This is a genomic window from Pseudomonas libanensis (genome assembly GCF_001439685.1).
Classification (GTDB): Bacteria; Pseudomonadota; Gammaproteobacteria; order Pseudomonadales; family Pseudomonadaceae; genus Aquipseudomonas; species Aquipseudomonas libanensis.
Genome location: NZ_JYLH01000002.1, coordinates 471,983 through 491,915, shown reverse-complemented (window position 1 = coordinate 491,915; position 19,933 = coordinate 471,983). Strand labels below are relative to the sequence as shown.

The 19,933-nt window shown below is 59.2% G+C and carries 19 protein-coding genes; 8 read left to right on the top strand and 11 right to left on the bottom strand.

Annotated features, from left to right (window positions below):
- The first annotated feature begins 91 nt into the window (after positions 1–91).
- A complete protein-coding gene (locus TU73_RS04790) occupies positions 92–886 on the top strand; it encodes a class II aldolase/adducin family protein (protein WP_057011217.1) in 795 nt (264 codons plus the stop codon).
- 70 nt (positions 887–956) lie between these two features.
- On the opposite strand, the gene TU73_RS04785 is transcribed toward TU73_RS04790, so the two are convergent.
- Both TU73_RS04785 and TU73_RS04780 read right to left on the bottom strand, forming a co-directional pair.
- Positions 957–2,039, bottom strand: coding sequence for an LLM class flavin-dependent oxidoreductase (locus tag TU73_RS04785; RefSeq protein ID WP_057011330.1), 1,083 nt, complete (start codon positions 2,037–2,039; stop codon positions 957–959).
- A gap of 165 nt (positions 2,040–2,204) precedes the next feature.
- On the bottom strand, positions 2,205–3,059 hold the full coding sequence (locus tag TU73_RS04780; protein ID WP_057011329.1) for an AraC family transcriptional regulator: 855 nt from the start codon (positions 3,057–3,059) through the stop codon (positions 2,205–2,207).
- 109 nt (positions 3,060–3,168) lie between these two features.
- Here TU73_RS04780 and TU73_RS04775 point away from each other — a divergent pair, with 109 nt between their 5' ends.
- The 3 genes from TU73_RS04775 to glsB all read left to right on the top strand — a co-directional run bounded on the left by TU73_RS04775 (position 3,169) and on the right by glsB (position 4,961).
- Positions 3,169–3,579, top strand: a complete 411-nt coding sequence (locus TU73_RS04775) for a hypothetical protein (RefSeq protein ID WP_057011216.1) — start codon at positions 3,169–3,171, stop codon at positions 3,577–3,579.
- Between the two features lie 73 nt (positions 3,580–3,652).
- On the top strand, positions 3,653–3,997 hold the full coding sequence (locus TU73_RS04770) for a hypothetical protein (protein WP_057011215.1): 345 nt from the start codon (positions 3,653–3,655) through the stop codon (positions 3,995–3,997).
- 55 nt (positions 3,998–4,052) lie between these two features.
- The gene (gene glsB, locus TU73_RS04765; RefSeq protein WP_057011214.1) at positions 4,053–4,961 is read left to right on the top strand and encodes a glutaminase B; all 909 of its coding nucleotides are present in this window, start codon (positions 4,053–4,055) and stop codon (positions 4,959–4,961) included.
- A gap of 151 nt (positions 4,962–5,112) precedes the next feature.
- On the opposite strand, the gene TU73_RS04760 is transcribed toward glsB, so the two are convergent.
- From TU73_RS04760 to TU73_RS04735, 6 genes are all read right to left on the bottom strand, one after another.
- A complete protein-coding gene (locus tag TU73_RS04760) occupies positions 5,113–5,388 on the bottom strand; it encodes a DUF6124 family protein (RefSeq protein ID WP_231984803.1) in 276 nt (91 codons plus the stop codon).
- Positions 5,389–5,649: 261 nt separating this feature from the next.
- Entirely contained in the window at positions 5,650–6,417 is a 768-nt protein-coding gene (mddA, locus tag TU73_RS04755; RefSeq protein ID WP_057011213.1) for a methanethiol S-methyltransferase, read from the bottom strand.
- 130 nt (positions 6,418–6,547) lie between these two features.
- Complete coding sequence (locus TU73_RS04750) at positions 6,548–7,816, bottom strand: NAD(P)/FAD-dependent oxidoreductase (protein WP_057011212.1); 1,269 nt, start codon at positions 7,814–7,816, stop codon at positions 6,548–6,550.
- Positions 7,813–8,565 carry an amino acid ABC transporter ATP-binding protein gene (locus TU73_RS04745; protein ID WP_057011211.1) on the bottom strand — a complete coding sequence of 251 codons (753 nt, stop codon included), beginning with the start codon at positions 8,563–8,565 and terminating at the stop codon, positions 7,813–7,815. The genes TU73_RS04750 and TU73_RS04745 overlap by 4 nt, the downstream gene beginning before the upstream one ends.
- Positions 8,562–9,230: an amino acid ABC transporter permease gene (locus TU73_RS04740; RefSeq protein ID WP_046072262.1), complete on the bottom strand. Its 669-nt coding sequence runs from the start codon at positions 9,228–9,230 to the stop codon at positions 8,562–8,564. Before TU73_RS04740 ends, TU73_RS04745 begins: the two co-directional genes overlap by 4 nt.
- Positions 9,227–10,009: an ABC transporter substrate-binding protein gene (locus TU73_RS04735; protein WP_057011210.1), complete on the bottom strand. Its 783-nt coding sequence runs from the start codon at positions 10,007–10,009 to the stop codon at positions 9,227–9,229. The genes TU73_RS04740 and TU73_RS04735 overlap by 4 nt, the downstream gene beginning before the upstream one ends.
- A gap of 214 nt (positions 10,010–10,223) precedes the next feature.
- On the opposite strand from TU73_RS04735, the gene TU73_RS04730 reads away from it, so the two are divergent.
- The gene (locus TU73_RS04730; RefSeq protein WP_057011209.1) at positions 10,224–11,003 is read left to right on the top strand and encodes an IclR family transcriptional regulator; all 780 of its coding nucleotides are present in this window, start codon (positions 10,224–10,226) and stop codon (positions 11,001–11,003) included.
- A gap of 133 nt (positions 11,004–11,136) precedes the next feature.
- On the opposite strand, the gene TU73_RS04725 is transcribed toward TU73_RS04730, so the two are convergent.
- Both TU73_RS04725 and TU73_RS04720 read right to left on the bottom strand, forming a co-directional pair.
- The gene (locus TU73_RS04725) at positions 11,137–12,381 is read right to left on the bottom strand and encodes a saccharopine dehydrogenase family protein (RefSeq protein WP_057011208.1); all 1,245 of its coding nucleotides are present in this window, start codon (positions 12,379–12,381) and stop codon (positions 11,137–11,139) included.
- 28 nt (positions 12,382–12,409) lie between these two features.
- A complete protein-coding gene (locus TU73_RS04720; RefSeq protein ID WP_057011207.1) occupies positions 12,410–13,507 on the bottom strand; it encodes a carboxynorspermidine decarboxylase in 1,098 nt (365 codons plus the stop codon).
- A gap of 252 nt (positions 13,508–13,759) precedes the next feature.
- Here TU73_RS04720 and metE point away from each other — a divergent pair, with 252 nt between their 5' ends.
- Entirely contained in the window at positions 13,760–16,048 is a 2,289-nt protein-coding gene (gene metE / locus TU73_RS04715; RefSeq protein WP_057011206.1) for a 5-methyltetrahydropteroyltriglutamate--homocysteine S-methyltransferase, read from the top strand.
- Positions 16,049–16,705: 657 nt separating this feature from the next.
- Here the strand turns inward: metE and TU73_RS04710 are convergent.
- Positions 16,706–17,860 carry an acetyltransferase domain-containing protein gene (locus tag TU73_RS04710; protein ID WP_057011205.1) on the bottom strand — a complete coding sequence of 385 codons (1,155 nt, stop codon included), beginning with the start codon at positions 17,858–17,860 and terminating at the stop codon, positions 16,706–16,708.
- 72 nt (positions 17,861–17,932) lie between these two features.
- On the opposite strand from TU73_RS04710, the gene TU73_RS04705 reads away from it, so the two are divergent.
- A complete protein-coding gene (locus TU73_RS04705) occupies positions 17,933–18,475 on the top strand; it encodes a DUF924 family protein (protein WP_057011327.1) in 543 nt (180 codons plus the stop codon).
- Between the two features lie 243 nt (positions 18,476–18,718).
- The gene (locus TU73_RS04700; RefSeq protein ID WP_057011204.1) at positions 18,719–19,903 is read left to right on the top strand and encodes an aminotransferase class I/II-fold pyridoxal phosphate-dependent enzyme; all 1,185 of its coding nucleotides are present in this window, start codon (positions 18,719–18,721) and stop codon (positions 19,901–19,903) included.
- The last annotated feature ends 30 nt before the right edge of the window (positions 19,904–19,933 follow it).

Sequence of the window (19,933 nt, the reverse complement as noted above, 5' to 3'; positions counted from 1 at the left end):
TAATTAGCTTAGATTAAAATGTGCTTTTTATTATTTTTTTGCTTCCCCTAGGCTGGTCTTGAGTCCTTAAGGCCATCCAGGAAGTTTTGCCATGAGCAGCGTCACCTCGCTATCCAGTGTTTCCAATACCGTCCGCCAGCGCGTCACACCAGAGGAATGGGAGGTGCGCGTCAAACTGGCCGCCGCCTATCGCCTGGCGGCCCTGTACAAGTGGACCGACCATATCTATACGCACTTCTCAGCCCGTGTACCGGGGCCCGACGAGCATTTCCTGATTAACGCCTTCGGGTTGTTGTTCGATGAAATCAGCGCCTCCAACCTGGTCAAGGTCGACCTCGACGGCACCCTCGTCGACGACCCCACTGGCCTGGGGATCAACTACGCCGGCTACGTGATCCACAGCGCCATCCACGGCGCGCGCCATGACCTGCAAGCGGTGCTGCACACCCACACCCGCGACGGTATCGCGGTGTCGGCGCAGAAGGGCGGTTTGTTGCCGATCTCCCAGCACTCCATCGCGTTTTCCGGGCGCGTGGCCTACCACGGTTACGAGGGCGTGGCCCTGGACCTGGACGAGCGTGAGCGGCTGGTGGCAGACCTGGGTGACAAGAGCGTGATGATCCTGCGCAACCATGGCTTGTTGACGGCGGGGGTCAGCGTCGAGCACGCCTTCCAGCAACTGCAAAGCCTGGAGCGCGCGTGCAATATCCAGATCGCGGCGCAGGCGGCGGGGAATGCCGAATTGATCTTCCCACCGGCGGAGGTGGTGGCCAAGGTCGAGGAGCAGGCCAAGGTGTTCAGCAATGGACAAGGGCCTGGCGTGGCGCGGCATTGGAATGCGCTGGTGCGGCAGTTGGAGCGGACTGATACCGACTACAAGAACTGAGTTGGAACAGCTTATTGAACACAGTGAAAATCCAAATGTGGGAGAGGGCAAGCCCCCTCCCACATTGTGCCTAAGCCACTTGCTGCGCCTGTTCCCGCTCGGCAACCAACTGGCGGGTGAGGGGAATCAACTTCTTGCCATAGTCAATCGCATCATTGAGCGGGTCAAACCCACGAATCAGGAAGGTGGTAATTCCCAGGTCGTAGTAATCCAACAGCGCCTCTGCGACTTGCTCAGCAGTGCCCACCAACGATGTGGAATTGCCCTGCGCCCCGAGCAACCCGGCAATCGCGGTCCACAAACGCTTATCCAACCGCGACCCCTGCGCCGCCGCCGCCAGCAACCGCCGCGAGCCTTCATTCGGCGGCTCGCGGCGCACAAAGCCATTCTTCTCGGCCAGCGCCGTGGCCTGCTGCAGAATCTGCTCGGCACGTTGCCACGCCAGTTCCTCGGTGTCGGCGAGGATCGGCCGCAACGACAGGCTGAAGCGAATCGTACGTCCATGCTTGGCCGCTTCGGCGCGCACTTGGGTCACCACTTCGCGCACCTGCTCATAGGTTTCGCCCCACAGCGCATACACATCCGCATGCTTGCCGGCCACGGCAATCGCCGCCGCTGAAGAACCGCCAAAATACAGCGGGATATGCGGCTGTTGTGGCGACTTCACCGTGGAGTGTGCGCCTTGCACTTGATAGTAAGTGCCGGTGAAGTCGAAGGGCTGCTCGCTGGTCCACTCCTGGCGCACCACGCTCAGGTACTCGTCGGTGCGCGCATAGCGTTCGTCCTTGCCGATATGGCTGCCATCGGCACGCAGTTCGTTGTCATCGCCGCCGGTGATGATGTGCACGGCAGTACGCCCACCGTTGAACACATCCAGCGTGGCGAACTGGCGTGCAGCCAATGTGGGTTGGGCAAAACCCGGGCGGTGAGCGATTAAAAATTGCAGCCTGGTGGTGACGCTGGCCGCATGGGCGGCGATCAGCGTGCTGTCCGGGCTGTTGGAGTGGAAGGCTATCAGGGCGCGGTCGAAGCCCGCCGCTTCGTGGGCGCGGGCGACGCTTTCGACGTAATCCGGTTGCAGGGTCGGGCCGCTGCGCGGGTGGATTTCCGAGGCGTGGTGGCCGCCGATATAGCCGATGAATTCAATGCTCATGGTCAGGTCCTTGTCGAGGTCGGTAAACAAGCCTCCACCGGGCGGGGGGTCGGTCCGTAGATGTGAAAGTAGGGCCAGCGGCCGAGCCTGTAAAATGCCGTTTGGTTCTAACCTAATTATTAAAATATAAAATGTTGATATTTATTCAATATCAGAAAAATGCATTTAGTCTGCGGCTTCGCGCATCGCGATGCCGGGTTGGGCGCCCTGACTCGTCGCACCCGTGCGGTCCGCCAGGTAACGCGCTGGCGGCTGGCCCATCGCCTTGCGGAACATGGTGATGAACCCGCTGGCATTTTCGTAACCCAGGTCCAGGGCCACGCTCTGCACACTTTCGCCGTTGGCCAGGCGTTGCAGCGAGAGGATCACGTGCAATTGGCGGCGCCAGCGGCCGAAACTCAAACCGATCTGCTCCAGCAACAGGCGCGTCATGCTGCGCTCGCTCATGCCGATGCGCATGGCCCACTCGCCCAAGGTGGATTTGTCGCCGGGGTTGGCCAGCAAGCTATTGGCCAATCGCGTCAAGCGTGGGTCTTGGGGCATCGGCAAATGCAGGGCCTCGATGGGGGCTTCGGCCAGCTCATCCAGCAAGGTCGCCACCAGCCGGCCCTGGGCACCGTCTTCGTCGTAGAGCGGCGGGAAACTGACCGCCTTGCCGATCAACGCGTGCAGCAATGGCGACACCGCCAGGGTGCAACATTGGTGGGGCAGGGCGCTGGCAGCGCCGGGGTCGATCAGCAGGCAGTACACATCCGCTTCCCCGGCCCCCCGCGCTGCGTGGGTCACACCGCCGGGTATCCACAGTGCGCACTGTGGCGGCACGATCCAGATGCCGGCCTCGATCACACAATGCACCACGCCGCGCAAGGTATAGATCAGTTGCCCGTGCTGATGGTGGTGGGGGGTGTGTTCCCAGCGCTCGGAAGTACTGGATGCGCCCACGGCAACTATCGGGCGCGGGATGGCAGCGGCATCGCGTACCCGGCAGGGGTCGTAGTGGTCGAGGCGGTGATGGACCATGGTGCTGGCTACCTTGGCTGGTTTGCGAAACATTCTGGCTATTATGTGCAATGCCGTCCAGCATCTTGGCGCTTATGATGAGAACCAATCTCATCCAAGGAGCTTTGCCATGCGACTCGACAGTTCTACTTTCCCCGTGGTGAAAATCGTGTTCGACGCGCCCAATCAAGGCGGGCCCGAAGATGCCTTCCTGATCTTCGAACGCCTGCTGGCCCGCAAGCAGCCTTTCGTGTTGTTGCATGAAAAAGCCGTGGATGAAAACAATCACGCGCACTCCCATGAAGAACGCAAACAGGCCTCGATCTGGATGAAGAAGCACAAGGCGGCGCTACGCGCTTACGTCAGAGGCATGATCCAGGTCGAACCCAGCGCCGCCAAGCGCCTGGCCCTCAAGCCCTTTGCCGTGACATTCGGCAAGGCCTGGGGCTACCCGTTGCTGGTGGTGGAGTCCAAGGACCGCGCCTGGGCGCTGGCCCGGGATGTGCTGGATGAGCAGGTCTCGGATGTGGCGCATTTCTAAGCCTGGCCAACCCTCGACAGCGCCCACAATTGAACTACCTTGATTGACGAGCCTTCCCACTCGGTACTCAAGCATGCGCACGTTATGGACGCGGTATCTGGCGTTGCTGGACAACGACCTGAGCACACAGATCTTCGACAACGTAAAGAACCTGCTGGTGTGCGCACTGTTGTTCGCGGCGGGCACCAATACGCTGGTGGGGCAGCGTGAGTTGTTTATCGGGGTGTTCGCCTCCAACGTCGCCGGTTGGGGGCTGATTATCCTGTCGACGCTATTGATGTTGCTGAACGTCAGTGATGGCATTCGAAGGCTGGCCAAGTTGCGCTATCACTTGGCGCTGCAACTGTTGCTGATCCTGGTGTACGTGGTGGTTGCCGAGCGGGTGGTAGAGATTGTGTGGGGCTACCGCGCCCATTAACGTATCCTGCGCGCCTGGTTTTTTACTGATTCAAACAAAGATGACAGGACAAGATATGCAGGCGCTGCTCGAGTCGATCCTCGACGAAGTGCGCCCCCTGATCGGCCTCGGCAAAGTGGCCGACTACATCCCCGCGCTGGCCGACGTGCCGGCCCAGCAACTCGGCATCGCGGTATACGGTAATGACGGCGCAGCTTATTGCGCCGGTGACGCCGACACCCTGTTCTCGGTGCAGAGCATCTCCAAGGTGTTCAGCCTGGTGCAGGCCATCGATCACGGCGGCGAAAGCATCTGGGAACGCCTGGGCCACGAACCGTCGGGGCAGCCGTTCAACTCCATGGTGCAACTGGAATTTGAACGCGGCCGCCCGCGCAACCCGTTTATCAATGCCGGCGCCCTGGTGATCTGCGATATCAACCAATCGCGCTTCGCCGTGCCGATCCTATCGATGCGTGATTTTGTACGGCGCCTGTCGGGCAACCCGCAGATCCTGGTCAATAGCGTGGTTGCCGAGTCCGAAGCCCAGCATGGTGCACGTAACGCGGCCATGGCCTACCTGATGAAATCCTTCGGCAACTTTCACAACGATGTGGACGCGGTGCTGCACAGCTACTTCAACTACTGCGCCTTGCAGATGAGCTGCCTGGACCTGGCCCGGGCGTTCAGCTTCCTGGCCAACGAAGGCGTAAGTGCCCACAGTGGCGAGCAGATTTTGACAGCGCGCCAGACCAAGCAGGTCAACTCGATCATGGCCACCAGCGGGCTGTATGACGAGGCGGGCAATTTTGCCTACCGCGTCGGGTTGCCGGGCAAGAGCGGGGTAGGTGGCGGGATTGTTGCGGTGGTGCCGGGGCAGTTCACGGTGTGCGTGTGGTCACCGGAGTTGAACGCGGCGGGGAACTCGCTGGCGGGGATGAAGGCGTTGGAATTGTTGAGTGAGCGGATTGGGTGGTCGGTGTTCTGAACACATCACCAAAGCAGAATGTGGGAGGGGGCTTGCTCCCGATAGCGGTGTGTCAGCTAGCATATTCTTCACTGACCCACGGCTATCGGGGGCAAGCCCCCTCCCACATTTGGATCTCCAATGTTTTGGAGGTCTTCATACGGTCTTGTCTTTACGCGACTGGGTGGGTTTCATCCAGCACCTTGCCTACCAGTAGCTGCACGCCTTCGAGCATTCGGCAGATACCCAGCGCTACATTGCGGTGGGCGCCGTCGATTTCGAAAGCGAGGTGGGTGGCGATGTCGGTAATGGATGCCAGGTCTTGGGAAGCGTTGATCAGCAGGGTTTCAGTGCCCAGGCCATCGCGTACATTGAAAAGCCGATTGTGGGATAGATCTTCGTTTTCTTCGGGATGCTCAGAATTTTGTCGAGTAGTGTCATTGATCACGGGTAGACCCTCTGGTTAAAAAGCTTCCTTGACAATTCGGACGGTCAAACCCGGTCGCTGAATTGGCAGCGACGGCCAGAGGTTAGTCAGCGAAGTTCCGAGCGACAACCTGAAACAGCTGTGGGAAATATCCTAACGCCGCAAATCCTCTGTGGGAGCTGGCTTGCCTGCGATAGCGGTCTTTGAGTGCCAGATGTGCTGGCTGACACAGCGCCATCGCAGGCAAGCCAGCTCCCACATTTTGACAGTATGCCCCGAGGGTTAGCGGCGTGGCTTGTAGAGGCGCGGCACGATCATGCCCACCTCACGCTGATAACGCCGATACCGCTCACCAAACAGCGCCACCAAATCCCGTTCTTCGAAACGGACGCCAATGTAGAGATACACCGACATTCCCAGCGTAAACACCAGATGACCCACCGTCATATGCGGCGTTGCCCAGAACGCGATCAAAAACCCCAGGTACAGCGGATGACGCACGAGTTTGTAAAGCAGCGGGGTCCGGAATATCGGGGCCTGCTGCGGTGTGTTGCGCCATCGGTCAATCGCCTGCTTCAACCCGAACAGTTCGAAGTGGCTGATCAAGAAGGTTGCCAGCAAAACGATACCCCAGCCCAGCCAGAACAGGCCGGTCAGGACTGCCTTGGCCCACACCGTTTCAACCGCCCAGACGGTGTCGGGAATGGGTTGCCACAGCCAGAACATCACCCCGAGCACCAGGCTGCTGAGCAGTACATAGGTGGAGCGTTCAGCCGGTGCGGGAATGAATGTGGCCAACCAGCGCTTGAAGCCTTTGCGCGCCATTAGCGTGTGCTGCACGCCGAATAAAATGATCGATACGCCATCGATCAAGACGGCGGTGGGCCACGCAACCAATGGCCCGTCGTTGATGTTTTTAGGCACCACCACACTGCCAACGAAACCGATCAAATATAAACAGATAAACAAAAACGCCAGATAACAGCAGGTGCTGTACGCCAGCCCGATAACTCGGGCGGCGCAATGCTCTGGAGCATTTTTAACGCTCATGAAAACTTCCCCCTTTCCATAGGATTAATGGCCTGCAAGTCCAGCAGGCCCATCATGAAGTCCGATGCGTCAGCCTAGCGGATATCACCCGTGCGGTAACCTGTGAAAACTGACAGTGCTTGGAATGTGATCAACCGATATTGAGCCGATCCAGCAAGCTGTACCAAGCCACCCCAGCCCCAATATAAAACCGCTGCAACCCATGCAACGGCAACCGCTGCAACGGCGTCACCGGGTAGGCAAACTCTGCATGGCTGTCGCACAGCCGGCCGGCCAGTTGCTGGCCCAGGCTGGTACACAGCGCGATCCCTCGCCCATTGCAGCCCAGTGCCAAGGTCAGCCCCGGCGCCGGTTCGTGGACATGGGGCATGAAGTCCCGCGTGATCGCGATACGCCCGGCCCAGCGGTAGTCAAATTCCAGCGGTCCCAACTGCGGAAACAGCAGTGCCAGTGAGCGCTCCAGGTGGGCAAAGTCCTCTGGCCCGGTGGGGTCGTGGAACAAACCACGGCCACCCATCAGCAGACGCCCGTAGGCGTCTTTACGAAAATACAGCAGCAACCTCTGTGCGGTAGACACGGTTTCCTGGCCGGGCAAGATGCTCTCGGCCGCGTGACCCTTCAATGGCTTGGTGGCGACGATAAAACTGTTGGCCGCCAGCACACTCTGAGCCATGCCGGGCCACAGGTTACTGCTGTAGCCATTGGTCGCCAGCACCACTTGATCGGCCGTGACCTGCGCGCCACCCGCTGTTTGCAGCTGCCAAGCCGAACCCTGGCGCTGCAACCCTGTCACCGCGCTGTGGCCATGCACCCGCGCACCGGCCGCCAATGCCGCTGCGACCAAGCCACGGGCGTACGCCAAGGGTTGGATCGCGCCGGCACGCCCATCCAGCCAGCCGCCGGCAAACGCCGAGCTGCCCATGCGCGCCGCTACTGCACTGGCATCCAGATGTTGCACCGGCACGCCGCGCCGGGCCCATTGGTCCGCCCGCGCATGCAGCCTGGTCACGCCTCTTTCGTTGTAAGACACCTGCATCCAACCCTTGCGCACCGGGGCGCAATCGATGCCATGGCGCTCGATCAGCTTGAATACCAGCTCTGCCGAGCCCGACACCGTGGAGATCAGCGTCTCGGCGCGTTCCGGCCCGTACATCCGCACCAGTTGCTCCGGGTCATATTTGAGCGTGGGGTTGACCTGCCCGCCGTTACGCCCCGACGCGCCCCAGCCTGGCTCATGGGCTTCCAGTACACACACGCGCACGCCACGCTCAGCCAAATGCAGCGCCGTCGACAAGCCGGTATAGCCAGCGCCGACAATCGCCACATCGACCTTCACTGACTCGCTCAACGCGGGCGTGGGCACTACTGATGGTGCAGTCGCCGACCATAACGACTTCATGACAGGCTCCGCGTGTTGCCGGTGGGGTGCAGCACGCGCCGCAGGAAGTCCTGGGTGCGCGCATGCTGTGGGTTGCCCAGTACCTGCTCGGCGGGACCGCTTTCGACAATGTAGCCGCCATGCAGGAAGCACACGCGGTCGGCTACTTCACGGGCGAAGCCCATTTCGTGGGTGACCACGATCATGGTCATGCCTTCATCGGCGAGCGTGCGCATCACTGCCAGCACATCGCCGACCAGCTCCGGGTCAAGGGCCGAGGTGGGCTCGTCGAACAACATGGCTTCGGGTTTCATCGCCAGGGCGCGGGCGATGGCCACGCGCTGCTGTTGGCCGCCGGAGAGTTGTTCCGGGTAGGCGTCGGCCTTGGCGCTCAGGCCGACTTTTTCCAGCAGCACCAGGGCTTCCTCGCGCACTTGCCGCGGCGGCTCACCTTTGACGTACACCGGGCCTTCCATCACGTTTTCCAGCACGGTGCGGTGGGGGAACAGATTGAAGCGCTGGAACACCATGCCCATGCGGCTGCGCAGGGTGTGCACGGTCTTGCTGGCGCGCTGCACGGTTTCACCGAACACCTTGATATGGCCGCCGTCGTAGGCTTCCAGTGCATTGATGCAGCGCAGCAGGGTGGATTTGCCCGAGCCCGAGGGGCCGACCAGGCACACCACTTCGCCCTTGGCCACGTCGAAGTCGACGCCGTGCAGTACGCGGTGGTCGCCGTAATGTTTTTGCAGTTGGCGAATCTCGATCATGCTTTTTTCCTCCGGCCCAGGTACTGCTCCATGCGGCGCAGGCCATATACCAGCGGCAAGCTCATCAGCAGGTAGAGCAGGGCGACCAGGGTGTAGACGGTCATGTTCTGGAAGGTCGATGAGGCGATCAGTTGGCCCTGGCGGGTCATCTCTGCCACGGTGATGGTGGACACCAGGGACGAGTCCTTGAGCATCATCACCAGGGTGTTGCCGTAGGGCGGCAGTGCGATGCGAAATGCCTGGGGCAGGATTACCCGGCGCATCATCAGCATCGGGCGCATACCCAGGGCCTCGGCGGCTTCACGCTGGCCCTGTTCGACGGCAATGATGCCGGTGCGGAAGTTCTCGGCCTGGTACGCCGAGTAGGCGATGCCCATGCCGATCACCCCGGCGTAGAACGCGGTGAGGTGGATGCCCATGTCCGGCAGCACGAAGTAGATGTAGAACAGCTGCACGATGATTGGCAGGCCACGGATCACATTGATGATGGTACTGGCCGTCCACGACAGCGCACGGATCGGCGACAGCTTGAGCAACGCCAGCACCAGGCCGATGGCGCTGCTGAGCAGGAACGACAACACCGTGATCTGGATCGTCACCCAGGCGCCTTGCAGCAGGATCGGCAGGAAGTCCTGGGCGTTTTGCAGGAACTCAGCCAGGTTCATGGGCGCGCCTGGGTATCCAGCCCCCATTTCTTGAGAATGCTGTCCAGTGTGCCATCGGCCTTGATGCTGGCGATGGCGTTGTTCAGGCGTTCCAAGGTTGCGGCATCGCCCTTGCGCACCACCAGGCACACTTCGCCGACATTGGTGGGCTGGTAGTCAGGCGCCAGTTTCACGCCTTTGAACAGCTTCTGGCGGATCTGGTAAGCCACCACCGGCTGGTCGCCGACGGCGGCCTTGATGCGGCCCAGGGACAGGTCGCGGACCATCTCGCCGATGGAGTCGTAGGTGCGGATTTCCTTGAAAATGCCCAGCTTGTTCAATTGGTCGTAGAAGATCGTCCCGGCTTGCACGCCGACCACCTGGCCTTTGAGCGGGGTGAGGTCGGGATAAGCGCCATTGTCATCGGCGCCGACGATCAGGCCCTCACCGTAGGCATACACCGGTGCGCTGAAGTCGACCACCTTGGTGCGTTCTTCGGTCTTGAGCATGCCGGCGGAAATAAAGTCCAGCTTGCCGGAAGTCAGCGACGGGATCAGCGCGGCAAAGTTGGTCTGCTCGATCTGGCTGCTGAACCCACCGGCCTTGCCCACGGCTTCGGCCACGTCGACCATTACACCCTGAATGCTATTGCTCTTGATATCGAGGAAGGTAAACGGCGAACCACTGGCCGTTGCCCCGACTTTGTACGAGGACGCACTCTCTGCGTGCGCAACGCTGATACAAAGCGTGGCACATACACCGAAGGCAAGGCGGCGAAACAAGGGCGAAAGACTGTTCATCGGGTTACTCCATAAGGAAAACAGAAGTCAGTAGCGCAAGCGACTGCCGATAAAACCGCAAGCTCTATGCCATTTTGAATCGGATAAATCGTAAATGACCTACTAAAGTTTGAAAAATGAACTTATCGTATCGCTATGCGATATCTTGTGGTCATTTCGCAGCTTTTAAGGTAGAAATATCGCCACGCCTGATTGACCTGCCCGCGAGTTCGCCATGCCCGAAGACCGCAACAGTTTGCACAACCAATCCCTGGAAAAAGGCCTGTCGGTGCTCAAGGCATTCAGCGCCCAGCGCCGTAGCATGAGCCTTGCAGAGGTGGCCGAGGCCGCCGGCATGTCCAAAAGCTCGGCCCAGCGCATGGTGTTTACCCTCGAAAGCCTGGGTTACCTTCGGAAACACTCGCGCACACGGCATTACCAACTCACACCTCGGGTGCTGGAGCTGGGGTTCAGTTACCTGGATGCGCATTCGTTGATCGAGGTGGCCAACCCGTTTCTGTCGGAGCTGACGCGGTTGACCGGCGAGACGTCATGCCTCACCGAGCCTGCGGGCTACGACATGACCTATATCGCGCGTTTCGTCAGCTCAGGGTTTGTGCCGGTGCACATGCCGATCGGTTCGCGGGTGCCGATGTATTGCACGGCGTCGGGAAGGGCGTATTTGAGCGCGTTGCCGCAGGAGGAGGCGTTGGTGTTGATTGAAAACAGCCAGCGCATTGCGCACACCAGCCAGACGTTGACTGACGTCGGGCAGATTCTGGAATCGTTGCAACAGGTACGCGAACAGGGCTATGCAGTGAATGGCCAGGAGCTGTTCCTGGGCGATATGACCATCGGTGCGCCAGTGCTGGGCGCCAATGGCCGCCCGGTGGCGGCGGTGCATGTGGTGGCGCCGACCAGTCGGTGGAGCAGGGCGGATGCCGAGCGGCAGTTGGCGCCGGCGTTGTTGCAATGTTCGCGAGCGCTGAGTAACTCGGCGCGGAACTTGGAATAACAGACCCCCTAAAACCAAATGTGGGAGGGGGCTTGCCCCCGATTGCAGTGTGTTAGTCAATACAGCTGTGACTGATCTACCGCTATCGGGGGCAAGCCCCCTCCCACAGTTTTGTGTGGTCAGCTATCGCCTATCAGGCAATCGCATCCCAAGCGCGATCACCGTTCTCGTCCTTGATCCGGGTCGGCAAGCCCATCACATCCAGCGCTTTCAGGAACGGCTCAGCCGGCAGTTCCTCAACGTTGGCCATGTGCTTCACATCCCACTCGCCACGCGCAACCAGCAGCGCAGCAGCGACCGGTGGAACGCCTGCGGTGTAGGAGATGCCCTGGCTGTCGGTCTCGGCATACGCCTCTTCGTGATCAGCCACGTTGTAGATGAATATTTCACGCGGCTGGCCATCCTTGGTGCCTTTGACCAGGTCGCCGATGCAGGTCTTGCCGGTGTAGCCCGGGGCGAGCGAAGACGGGTCGGGCAGCACGGCCTTGACCACTTTCAACGGCACCACTTCCAGGCCTTCGGCGGTCTTGACTGGCTTCTCGGAGAGCAGGCCGAGGTTTTTCAGTACGGTGAACACGTTGATGTAGTGTTCGCCGAAGCTCATCCAGAAACGCACGTTGGGCACGTCGAGGTTTTTCGACAGCGAGTGCACTTCATCGTGGCCGGTGAGGTAGAGGTTCTGCGAACCAACTACCGGCAGGACGTCGGTGCGTTTGACTTCGAACATGGTGTTGCTGGTCCACTGGCTGTTCTGCCAGCTCCACACCTGCCCGGTGAATTCGCGGAAGTTGATTTCCGGATCGAAATTGGTAGCGAAGTATTTGCCATGGGAGCCGGCATTGACGTCGAGAATGTCGATCGAGTCAATGCGGTCGAAATGCTGTTGCTGCGCCAGCGCGGCGTACGCGTTGACGACACCTGGGTCGAAGCCCACGCCAAGGATGGCGGTGATGTTCTTCTGTTTGCATTCTTCCAGGTGATTCCATTCGTAGTTGCCGTACCACGGCGGGGTCTCGCAGACCTTGCCCGGCTCTTCGTGGATGGCGGTGTCGAGGTAGGCCACGCCGGTATCGATGCAGGCGCGCAGTACCGACATGTTAAGGAACGCGGAGCCGACGTTGATGACGATCTGCGACTCAGTCTCGCGGATCAGGGCCTTGGTCGCTTCCACGTCCAGGGCGTTCAGCGCAAAGGCTTGGATATCGGCGGGTACCTTGAGGCTACCCTTAACCTTGACGCTGTCGATGATGGCCTGGCATTTGGAGATGTTGCGCGACGCGATAGCAATACGACCGAGTTCGTCGTTGTGCTGCGCGCACTTGTGGGCCACCACCTTGGCGACACCTCCTGCACCAATGATAAGAACGTTCTTTTTCAATTGCTTTATTTCTCCTATATCCGCCAGCTTAGGAAAGGCTGGACAGGTAGTCGTCGTAACCAAATTCACGAACCACCTCGACTGTACCGTCGAGTTGTTTCACTACGATGGACGGCATTTTCAGGCCGTTGAACCAATTTTTCTTGACCATGGTGTAGCCTGCGGTGTCGATGAACGACAGCCGATCGCCGATGACCAGCGGACGATCGAATTGATACTCGCCGAAGATGTCCCCGGCCAGGCAGGATTTGCCGCACACCATGTAGGTGTGTTCACCCTCGCTTGGCGCCAGCTTGGCATTGAGGCGATAGATCAGCAGGTCCAGCAGGTGGGCTTCGATGGAGCTGTCGACCACGGCCAGGTGCTTGCCGTTGTAGAGAGTGTCGAGCACGGTGACTTCCAGGGAGGCGCTGTTGGTGATCGCAGCTTCCCCCGGTTCCAGGTACACCTGCACGCCGTACTTCTCGGAGAACGCCTTCAAGCGCGCGCAGAACGCGTCCAGCGCATAGCCTTCACCGGTAAAGTGGATGCCGCCGCCGAGGCTGACCCACTTGACCTTGTGCAGCAGGTCACCGAAACGTTCCTCGATGGTGCCAAGCATCTTGTCGAACAGGCTGAAGTCGCCGTTCTCACAGTTGTTGTGGAACATGAAGCCGGAGATCTGCTCGATCACGCCGTCGATCTTCACCGGGTCCCATTCGCCCAGGCGGCTGAACGGGCGCGCCGGGTCGGCCAGCAGGTAGTCGGAGCTGCTCACCTGCGGGTTCACGCGCAGGCCGCGGGTCTTGCCCTCGGAACGCTCGGCAAACCGCTGCAGCTGGCTGATGGAGTTGAAGATGATCTTGTCGCAGTTCTCCAGCATCTCTTCGATTTCATCGTCGGCCCAGGCCACGCTGTAGGCGTGCGCTTCACCTTCGAACTTCTGGCGGCCGAGCTTCAACTCATACAGCGACGACGAGGTGGTGCCGTCCATGTATTGCTGCATCAGGTCGAACACCGACCAGGTGGCAAAGCACTTGAGCGCCAGCAGAGCCTTGGCGCCGGACTGCTCGCGCACGTAGGCAATCTTCTGCATGTTGACCAGAAGCTTCTGTTTATCGATGAGGTAATACGGCGTTTTGATCATTTTTGAGAGCCTGCGGCGGTGCCTGCCAAAAAAGGACACGCATTGTGCCCGCACTTGGAACAGATCGAAAGGTTAGTGGGCGGTTTTTGCGCGCCGTGCTTGAGCATAGGGCTTGAGTATTACGGTTCGTTAGGATGACCGCGCTGCAAACATGAGCGAATCTTGTGATGATCTAGAATAAAATGAGTTTGTCTCACTATTGTCGCCTGCCGACAATGGCTGCCATAAATACCGACATTGGAGTTGTAAGTCATGGCAGTCGCTCATTCCCTGGGATTTCCGCGCATTGGACGCGATCGTGAACTGAAAAAAGCGCAGGAAGCGTTCTGGAAGGGCGAGCTCGACGAGGCCGGTCTGCGTGCCGTGGGCCGTGACTTGCGCAAGACCCATTGGGAGCTGCAAAAACAGGCCGGCATCGAACTGCTGCCCGCCGGTGATTTCGCCTGGTACGACCAGGTGCTCACCCACTCGCTGATGTTCGGCGTGATCCCCGAGCGCTTCCGCCCGGCCGATGGCCAGGCCACGTTGCACACCCTGTTCGCCATGGCCCGTGGGGTCAGTGACAGCTGCTGCGGCGGCGCCCACGCCCAGGAGATGACCAAGTGGTTCGACACCAACTATCACTACCTGGTGCCAGAGTTCAGCGCCGACCAGCAGTTCCACCTGGGGTGGGACCAACTGTTCGAAGAGGTCAAGCAAGCCCGTGACCTCGGCCACACCGTCAAGCCAGTCGTGATCGGCCCGCTGACCTACCTGTGGCTGGGCAAGGCCAAGGGTGCTGACTTCGACAAGCTCGATCTGCTCGAGCGCCTGCTGCCGCTGTACGGCCAGATCTTCCAGCGCCTGGCGGACCTGGGCGTGGAGTGGGTGCAGATCGACGAGCCGATCCTGGTGCTCGATTTGCCGCAGGAATGGAAGAACGCGTTTGAGCGTGCCTACAACCTGATCCAGCGTGATCCGCTGAAAAAGCTGGTGGCGACCTACTTCGGAGGCCTGGAGGAAAACCTCGGTCTGGCCGCCAACCTGCCAGTGGATGGCCTGCACATCGACCTGGTGCGAGCGCCGGACCAGTACCCGACCATCCTCGACCGCCTACCGGCTTATAAAGTGTTGTCCCTGGGCGTGGTCAATGGCCGCAACGTGTGGCGCTGCGACCTGGAAAAAGCCCTGGCCACCTTGCAGCATGCCCACGAGAAATTGGGTGATCGCCTGTGGGTTGCGCCGTCCTGCTCGTTGCTGCACAGCCCTGTGGACCTTGGCCGTGAAGACCAGTTGGATGCCGAGCTGAAAAGTTGGTTGGCCTTCGCTGTGCAGAAGTGTGCGGAAGTGGCGGTGCTGGCCCAGGCCGTCGATCAGCCCGAGGCGCCCAACGTAGTTGCTGCCTTGGCGCAGAGCTGCACCATTCAAGCGGCCCGCGCGGCTTCGCCACGGATCCACAAGCCTGCCGTTCAAGCCCGTATCGCCGCCATCACCGCCCAAGACAGCCAGCGCCACTCGCCATTTGCCCAACGCATCGCGAAACAACGGGCCGGCCTGGATCTGCCGCTGTTCCCGACCACCACCATCGGTTCGTTCCCGCAAACCGCGTCGATCCGCCTGGCACGCCAGTCTTACAAGGCCGGCAAGTTGAGCCAAGCCGAATACGTCGAGGCCATGCACAGTGAGATCAAGCACGCCGTCGAGGTCCAGGAACACCTCGGGCTGGACGTGCTGGTGCACGGTGAAGCCGAGCGTAACGACATGGTCGAGTACTTCGCCGAACAACTGGATGGCTACGCGTTCACCCGTTTCGGCTGGGTGCAGAGCTATGGTTCGCGCTGTGTGAAACCGGCGGTGATTGTGGGTGATCTGAGCCGCCCGAAAGCCATGACGGTTGAGTGGATCCGCTACGCCCAGGGCCTGACCGACAAAGTGATGAAGGGCATGCTGACTGGCCCGGTGACCATGCTGATGTGGTCGTTCCCAAGGGAAGACGTGAGCCGCGAAGTGCAGGCACGGCAACTGGCCCTGGCGATTCGTGACGAAGTGCTGGACCTGGAGGCGGCCGGGATCAAGATCGTGCAGATCGACGAAGCCGCATTCCGTGAAGGCTTGCCGTTGCGCCAGGCGCAGTGGCAGCACTACCTTGACTGGGCCACCGAGGTGTTCCGCCTGTGCGCCTGTGGTGTGCGTGACGAAACCCAGATCCACACCCACATGTGCTACAGCGAGTTCAATGATGTAATCGAGTCCATCGCGGCGATGGATGCCGACGTGATTACCATCGAAACCTCGCGTTCGGATATGGAGTTGCTCGACGCGTTCGAAGCCTTCGCTTACCCGAATGAAATCGGGCCGGGGGTGTATGACATCCACTCGCCACGGGTGCCGGATGCGTCGGAGATGGCCAACTTACTGCGCAAGGCCGCCAAGCGGATTCCGGCAGAGCGCCTGTGGGTCAATCCCGATTGTGGGTTGAAGACGCGGGGCTGGCCTGAGACCGAAGCGGCGCTTATTCACATGGTCACCGCCGCGCGCCAACTGCGTGCCGAATTGGCCTGACACGGATTAAAAATGTGGGAGGGGGCTTGCCCCCGATGGCGGAGTTTCAGTACCAAATCCATTGGCTGACCCACCGCTATCGGGGCATAGGTATCTACACAACTTTGGGGTGACGCTGGACCTGTGGCGAGGGAGCTTGCTCCCGTGACGGACTGACAGCCGACGCTGATCGAGCTGACGCACCGCGATCCAAATGTGGGAGCTGGCTTGCCTGCGAAGGCGGCCTTAAAGCCGACCAGGATCTCGGGTCAGACCGCGTACATATCCGTTCCTGCGGTAATGGCTGCTATTGGTTCCGCTTTTACAGCGGGTCACTTTTGAAAAGAGCCCAAAAGTAACCAAAAGGCTCTTGCCCCACCACTCGGCACCTCGCTCAGGCTCGGTGTGCCCGTAATTCGCCAGGGATTTGAGGGGTCGCCGCCACGCGCCATCCATGGCGCGGGGCGGCTAAACCGGCATCCCTGCCGGTTTACCCCCCAAACCCCTGTCGAATTCCGGCCAGCGTGGTTTAACGGGGCGCCTAAGATCAAAAGCAGATCAAGATCAAGAGCGACTCGCTTCGCATCGTAGTTACCGTCGGCTGCTACAGCCTACAAAGTTGTGTAGATACCTATGGCTATCGGGGGCAAGCCCCTCCCACATTTGGAGTAGCGATAGTCAGAGATATTTGAGCCAGACGATGTCGCGCCGACGCGCTTTGAGCGCGGCAAACCAGCGCACGGGCGGGTACAACGCCAGCGGCAGCAACAGCGCGGCCAGCCACACCGCGCCGATGCTGTCGAAGCCGAAATAATTGCCGTGGTTGAGCCCAAGCAACGCAGCACAGGCCACATACAGTATTTTCAGCACATACAGGTGCAACAGGTAGAAGAACATCGGCGCGGCACCAAACACGGCCAGTACACCGATCCAGCGTTTATGCCCGACACGTTCGAACGCCAGCAGTACCAACAAGCCAATGCCCAGCGTCAACGCCAGGAACAACAGCGAAGGCGGGTACTTGGTAATGTTGAAGAAGCTCATCAGTGTCTGCACGCCGCTGTCATACGCCTGCCAAGGCTTGTCGCCGTACCCGTTGACCGCCCGCAACAACACAAAACCCATCAGTGCGCCCAACCCTGCCACCAACAGATAACGCTGACGTGTGGCCGGCGGTGTGACATTGGCAAACCAGGGACCCAGACCGTAGCCCAGGGCAATCACGCCGATCCACGGCAACACCGGGTAGGTCACGCGCAGCCGCAGGTTTTCAGACACCTGGATCCAACTGCGTTCATGCAGGATCGACCACGCCACCTGCAACGTCGATCCCGGGGCGAAGTGCACTGCATCGAGCAGGTTATGCCCGGCAATGATCACCAGGGCCAGGCTGATCAGCAACGCACGCGGCAACCACACCAGGGCGGCGAGGGCGATCATGCTCACGCCGATTGCCCAGATCACCTGCATATAGATCACTGTGGGCGGCAACTGGAACGTCCAGGCGAAGTTGACCAAGGTGAACTCCAGCACCACCAAAAACAGCCCGCGCTTGAACAAAAACGCCGAAACGTCGCGCCGGCCCTGGTATTTCTGGCCATACAGCCAGGCCGACAAGCCGGTGAGCAGCACAAATACCGGCGCGCATAGATGGGCCAGGGTGCGGCTGACAAACAGCGCAGGCTCGGTGCTATCAATGCTCATCGGGTCGCTGACCTGGCGATACAGCAGGAAGGTTTCGCGCACATGGTCCAGTAGCATGAACAGGATCACCAGGCCGCGCAGGGCGTCGATGGACTGCAGGCGTTGGCGTAAGGTAGTAGCGTCAGTCATAAGCAGGGAATCGCAAGCGGGCAAATAATTGACGTTATCCTATAACATTTATTGAGGCGCATGATGATCAGCATGAAGACGCAATCGGCCGAGGCCGTGATCGAATTCTGGAAACAGGCGGGGCCCAAGCGTTGGTTCGCCAAGGACGATGGCTTCGACACAGTTTTTCGCGACACCTTCTACGCCACCCATATGCAGGCCGCACGACGCGAACTGGAAGATTGGCTGACCGGTGCCGACGGTGCGCTCGCGTTATTGATCCTGCTGGACCAATACCCGCGTAACGCCTTTCGCGGCACCGCGCATATGTTCGCCACCGATCCCCTGGCGCGTTTGTATGCGCACCAGATGGTGGACGCTGGCCTGGATCAACAGATCGAACCCCAGTTGCGTGCGTTCTGTTATCTGCCGTTTGAACACTCGGAAGTTGCGCAGGACCAGCAACGCTCGCTGACGCTCAACCAGCAGTTGGATGCCAATACCTACCACTGGGCCAAGGAGCATGCCGTTATCATTGAGCGGTTCGGGCGCTTTCCTCATCGTAATGCAGTGTTGGGCAGGGCTACGACAGCCGCAGAACAGGCGTTTCTGAATGAAGGAGGGTTTGCGGGGTAGGCGTATCAGGGGCACCCGGCTATCCGCGTGTCCCTTTTCATCGAGCTTATCCATACCAATGGCCCGGCATCGGTTTGAGTCTATGCGATAAGCCGTCCACCTCATTGAAGAGCATCATAGTTATTTGAGGAATTGGCCTACAAAGTTTTGGGCTGAATCCCATATCTTGCCTGCTTGTAAAGTTCTCCTGCATGTTCAAGTATTACTACTGACTTGTCATCCTCAACATGGATAGGTAGATGCATGAACAGTTATTCGAATATTCGAAAGATTTTCGCGGTGGGTGAGCCTTTTTGGGATCGCACACATAAAGCAGGAATGAGCGGAGTTGTCGCTGAGCATAAAGGTGATGGGTTAATGGAGGCCGCGGATAGGACATTCATTAATATGTGCTCCTACTCCTATCTTGGCCTGGATTCGAATCCGAAAATATTGGAAGGCAGTCTATCGGCGTTAAGGGGGGCCGGGGTGCTGAACTCTTCAACTTCCAGGGTTAGAATTAAACTGCCATTGCTGGAGGACGTGGAATCATCCCTCTCTGAGTTATTTTCCGTTAATGCGTTAACCACTTCATCGTGTGCCGCGGCCGCTTGCGCTGTACTGCCATTATTGGCCGCAGGCTTTTTTACCGAGGGTCAATCGCCCTTAATGGTATTTGATCGGTCGGCGCACTTCTGCTTGAACCTGATGAAACCCATTTGTGCAGATGAAACACAGGTGCTGACTTCTCCGCATAACGATCTGGACTTTCTGGAGGATTGCTGCAGGAAAAATCCACGCGTTGCTTATATTGCAGATGGTGTGTACAGCACGGGAGGGGTGGCCAAAATCAAGGACCTGATGGGTCTGCAAGACAAGTATGGCCTGTTTGTCTTGTATGATGAAGCCCATGGCTTGTCCATCAAGGGCAAAAAAGGGCGAGGCGTGGTCCTTGAAGCAATGGATGGGTTGAATGCTAATACAATGATCATTGCGTCACTGAATAAGGGGTTTGGTGGCTCTGGCGGCGCTATCTTCTTTGAGAGTTCGATTAACAGCTCAAGACTGTTATGCTTTGGGGGGCCTCTCTCGTGGTCTCAACGAATCAATACGGCGGGGTTGGGCGCGATATTAGCGTCAATTAAAATACATGCATGCAGTGAGATAGATATTCTGCAAGAAAGGCTGGCAAAAAATATAAACAGGTTTGATCAACTTGTACCAAGTGCCGCCATCGGCGACGGGCTTCCAATACGCTTGATCCCTATGGTCGACGAAGTTCACGCCATTTCCGCTGCGGCAGCTTTGATGCACGAAGGCTTTTACACGTCTCCTTTATTTTATCCGGTGGTTGCCAGGGATTCGCCCGGCTTGCGAATCATGTTGCGGGCCAATCTTCGGGACGCTGACCTTGTGCGGTTTTGTAGCGCGGTGAACTCAGTGCTCTAGGTTTCAGTGCAGGTCAAATGTATCTGGAGA

Bases quoted from the DNA above. Each gene is read 5' to 3' on its own strand.
- TU73_RS04790 (WP_057011217.1), top strand. From the start codon at position 92: ATGAGCAGCGTCACCTCGCTATCCAGTGTTTCCAATACCGTCCGCCAG.
- TU73_RS04785 (WP_057011330.1), bottom strand. From the start codon at position 2,039: ATGAGCATTGAATTCATCGGCTATATCGGCGGCCACCACGCCTCGGAA.
- TU73_RS04780 (WP_057011329.1), bottom strand. From the start codon at position 3,059: ATGGTCCATCACCGCCTCGACCACTACGACCCCTGCCGGGTACGCGAT.
- TU73_RS04775 (WP_057011216.1), top strand. From the start codon at position 3,169: ATGCGACTCGACAGTTCTACTTTCCCCGTGGTGAAAATCGTGTTCGAC.
- TU73_RS04770 (WP_057011215.1), top strand. From the start codon at position 3,653: ATGCGCACGTTATGGACGCGGTATCTGGCGTTGCTGGACAACGACCTG.
- glsB (WP_057011214.1), top strand. From the start codon at position 4,053: ATGCAGGCGCTGCTCGAGTCGATCCTCGACGAAGTGCGCCCCCTGATC.
- mddA (WP_057011213.1), bottom strand. From the start codon at position 6,417: ATGAGCGTTAAAAATGCTCCAGAGCATTGCGCCGCCCGAGTTATCGGG.
- TU73_RS04750 (WP_057011212.1), bottom strand. From the start codon at position 7,816: ATGAAGTCGTTATGGTCGGCGACTGCACCATCAGTAGTGCCCACGCCC.
- TU73_RS04745 (WP_057011211.1), bottom strand. From the start codon at position 8,565: ATGATCGAGATTCGCCAACTGCAAAAACATTACGGCGACCACCGCGTA.
- TU73_RS04740 (WP_046072262.1), bottom strand. From the start codon at position 9,230: ATGAACCTGGCTGAGTTCCTGCAAAACGCCCAGGACTTCCTGCCGATC.
- TU73_RS04735 (WP_057011210.1), bottom strand. From the start codon at position 10,009: ATGAACAGTCTTTCGCCCTTGTTTCGCCGCCTTGCCTTCGGTGTATGT.
- TU73_RS04730 (WP_057011209.1), top strand. From the start codon at position 10,224: ATGCCCGAAGACCGCAACAGTTTGCACAACCAATCCCTGGAAAAAGGC.
- TU73_RS04720 (WP_057011207.1), bottom strand. From the start codon at position 13,507: ATGATCAAAACGCCGTATTACCTCATCGATAAACAGAAGCTTCTGGTC.
- metE (WP_057011206.1), top strand. From the start codon at position 13,760: ATGGCAGTCGCTCATTCCCTGGGATTTCCGCGCATTGGACGCGATCGT.
- TU73_RS04710 (WP_057011205.1), bottom strand. From the start codon at position 17,860: ATGACTGACGCTACTACCTTACGCCAACGCCTGCAGTCCATCGACGCC.
- TU73_RS04705 (WP_057011327.1), top strand. From the start codon at position 17,933: ATGAAGACGCAATCGGCCGAGGCCGTGATCGAATTCTGGAAACAGGCG.
- TU73_RS04700 (WP_057011204.1), top strand. From the start codon at position 18,719: ATGAACAGTTATTCGAATATTCGAAAGATTTTCGCGGTGGGTGAGCCT.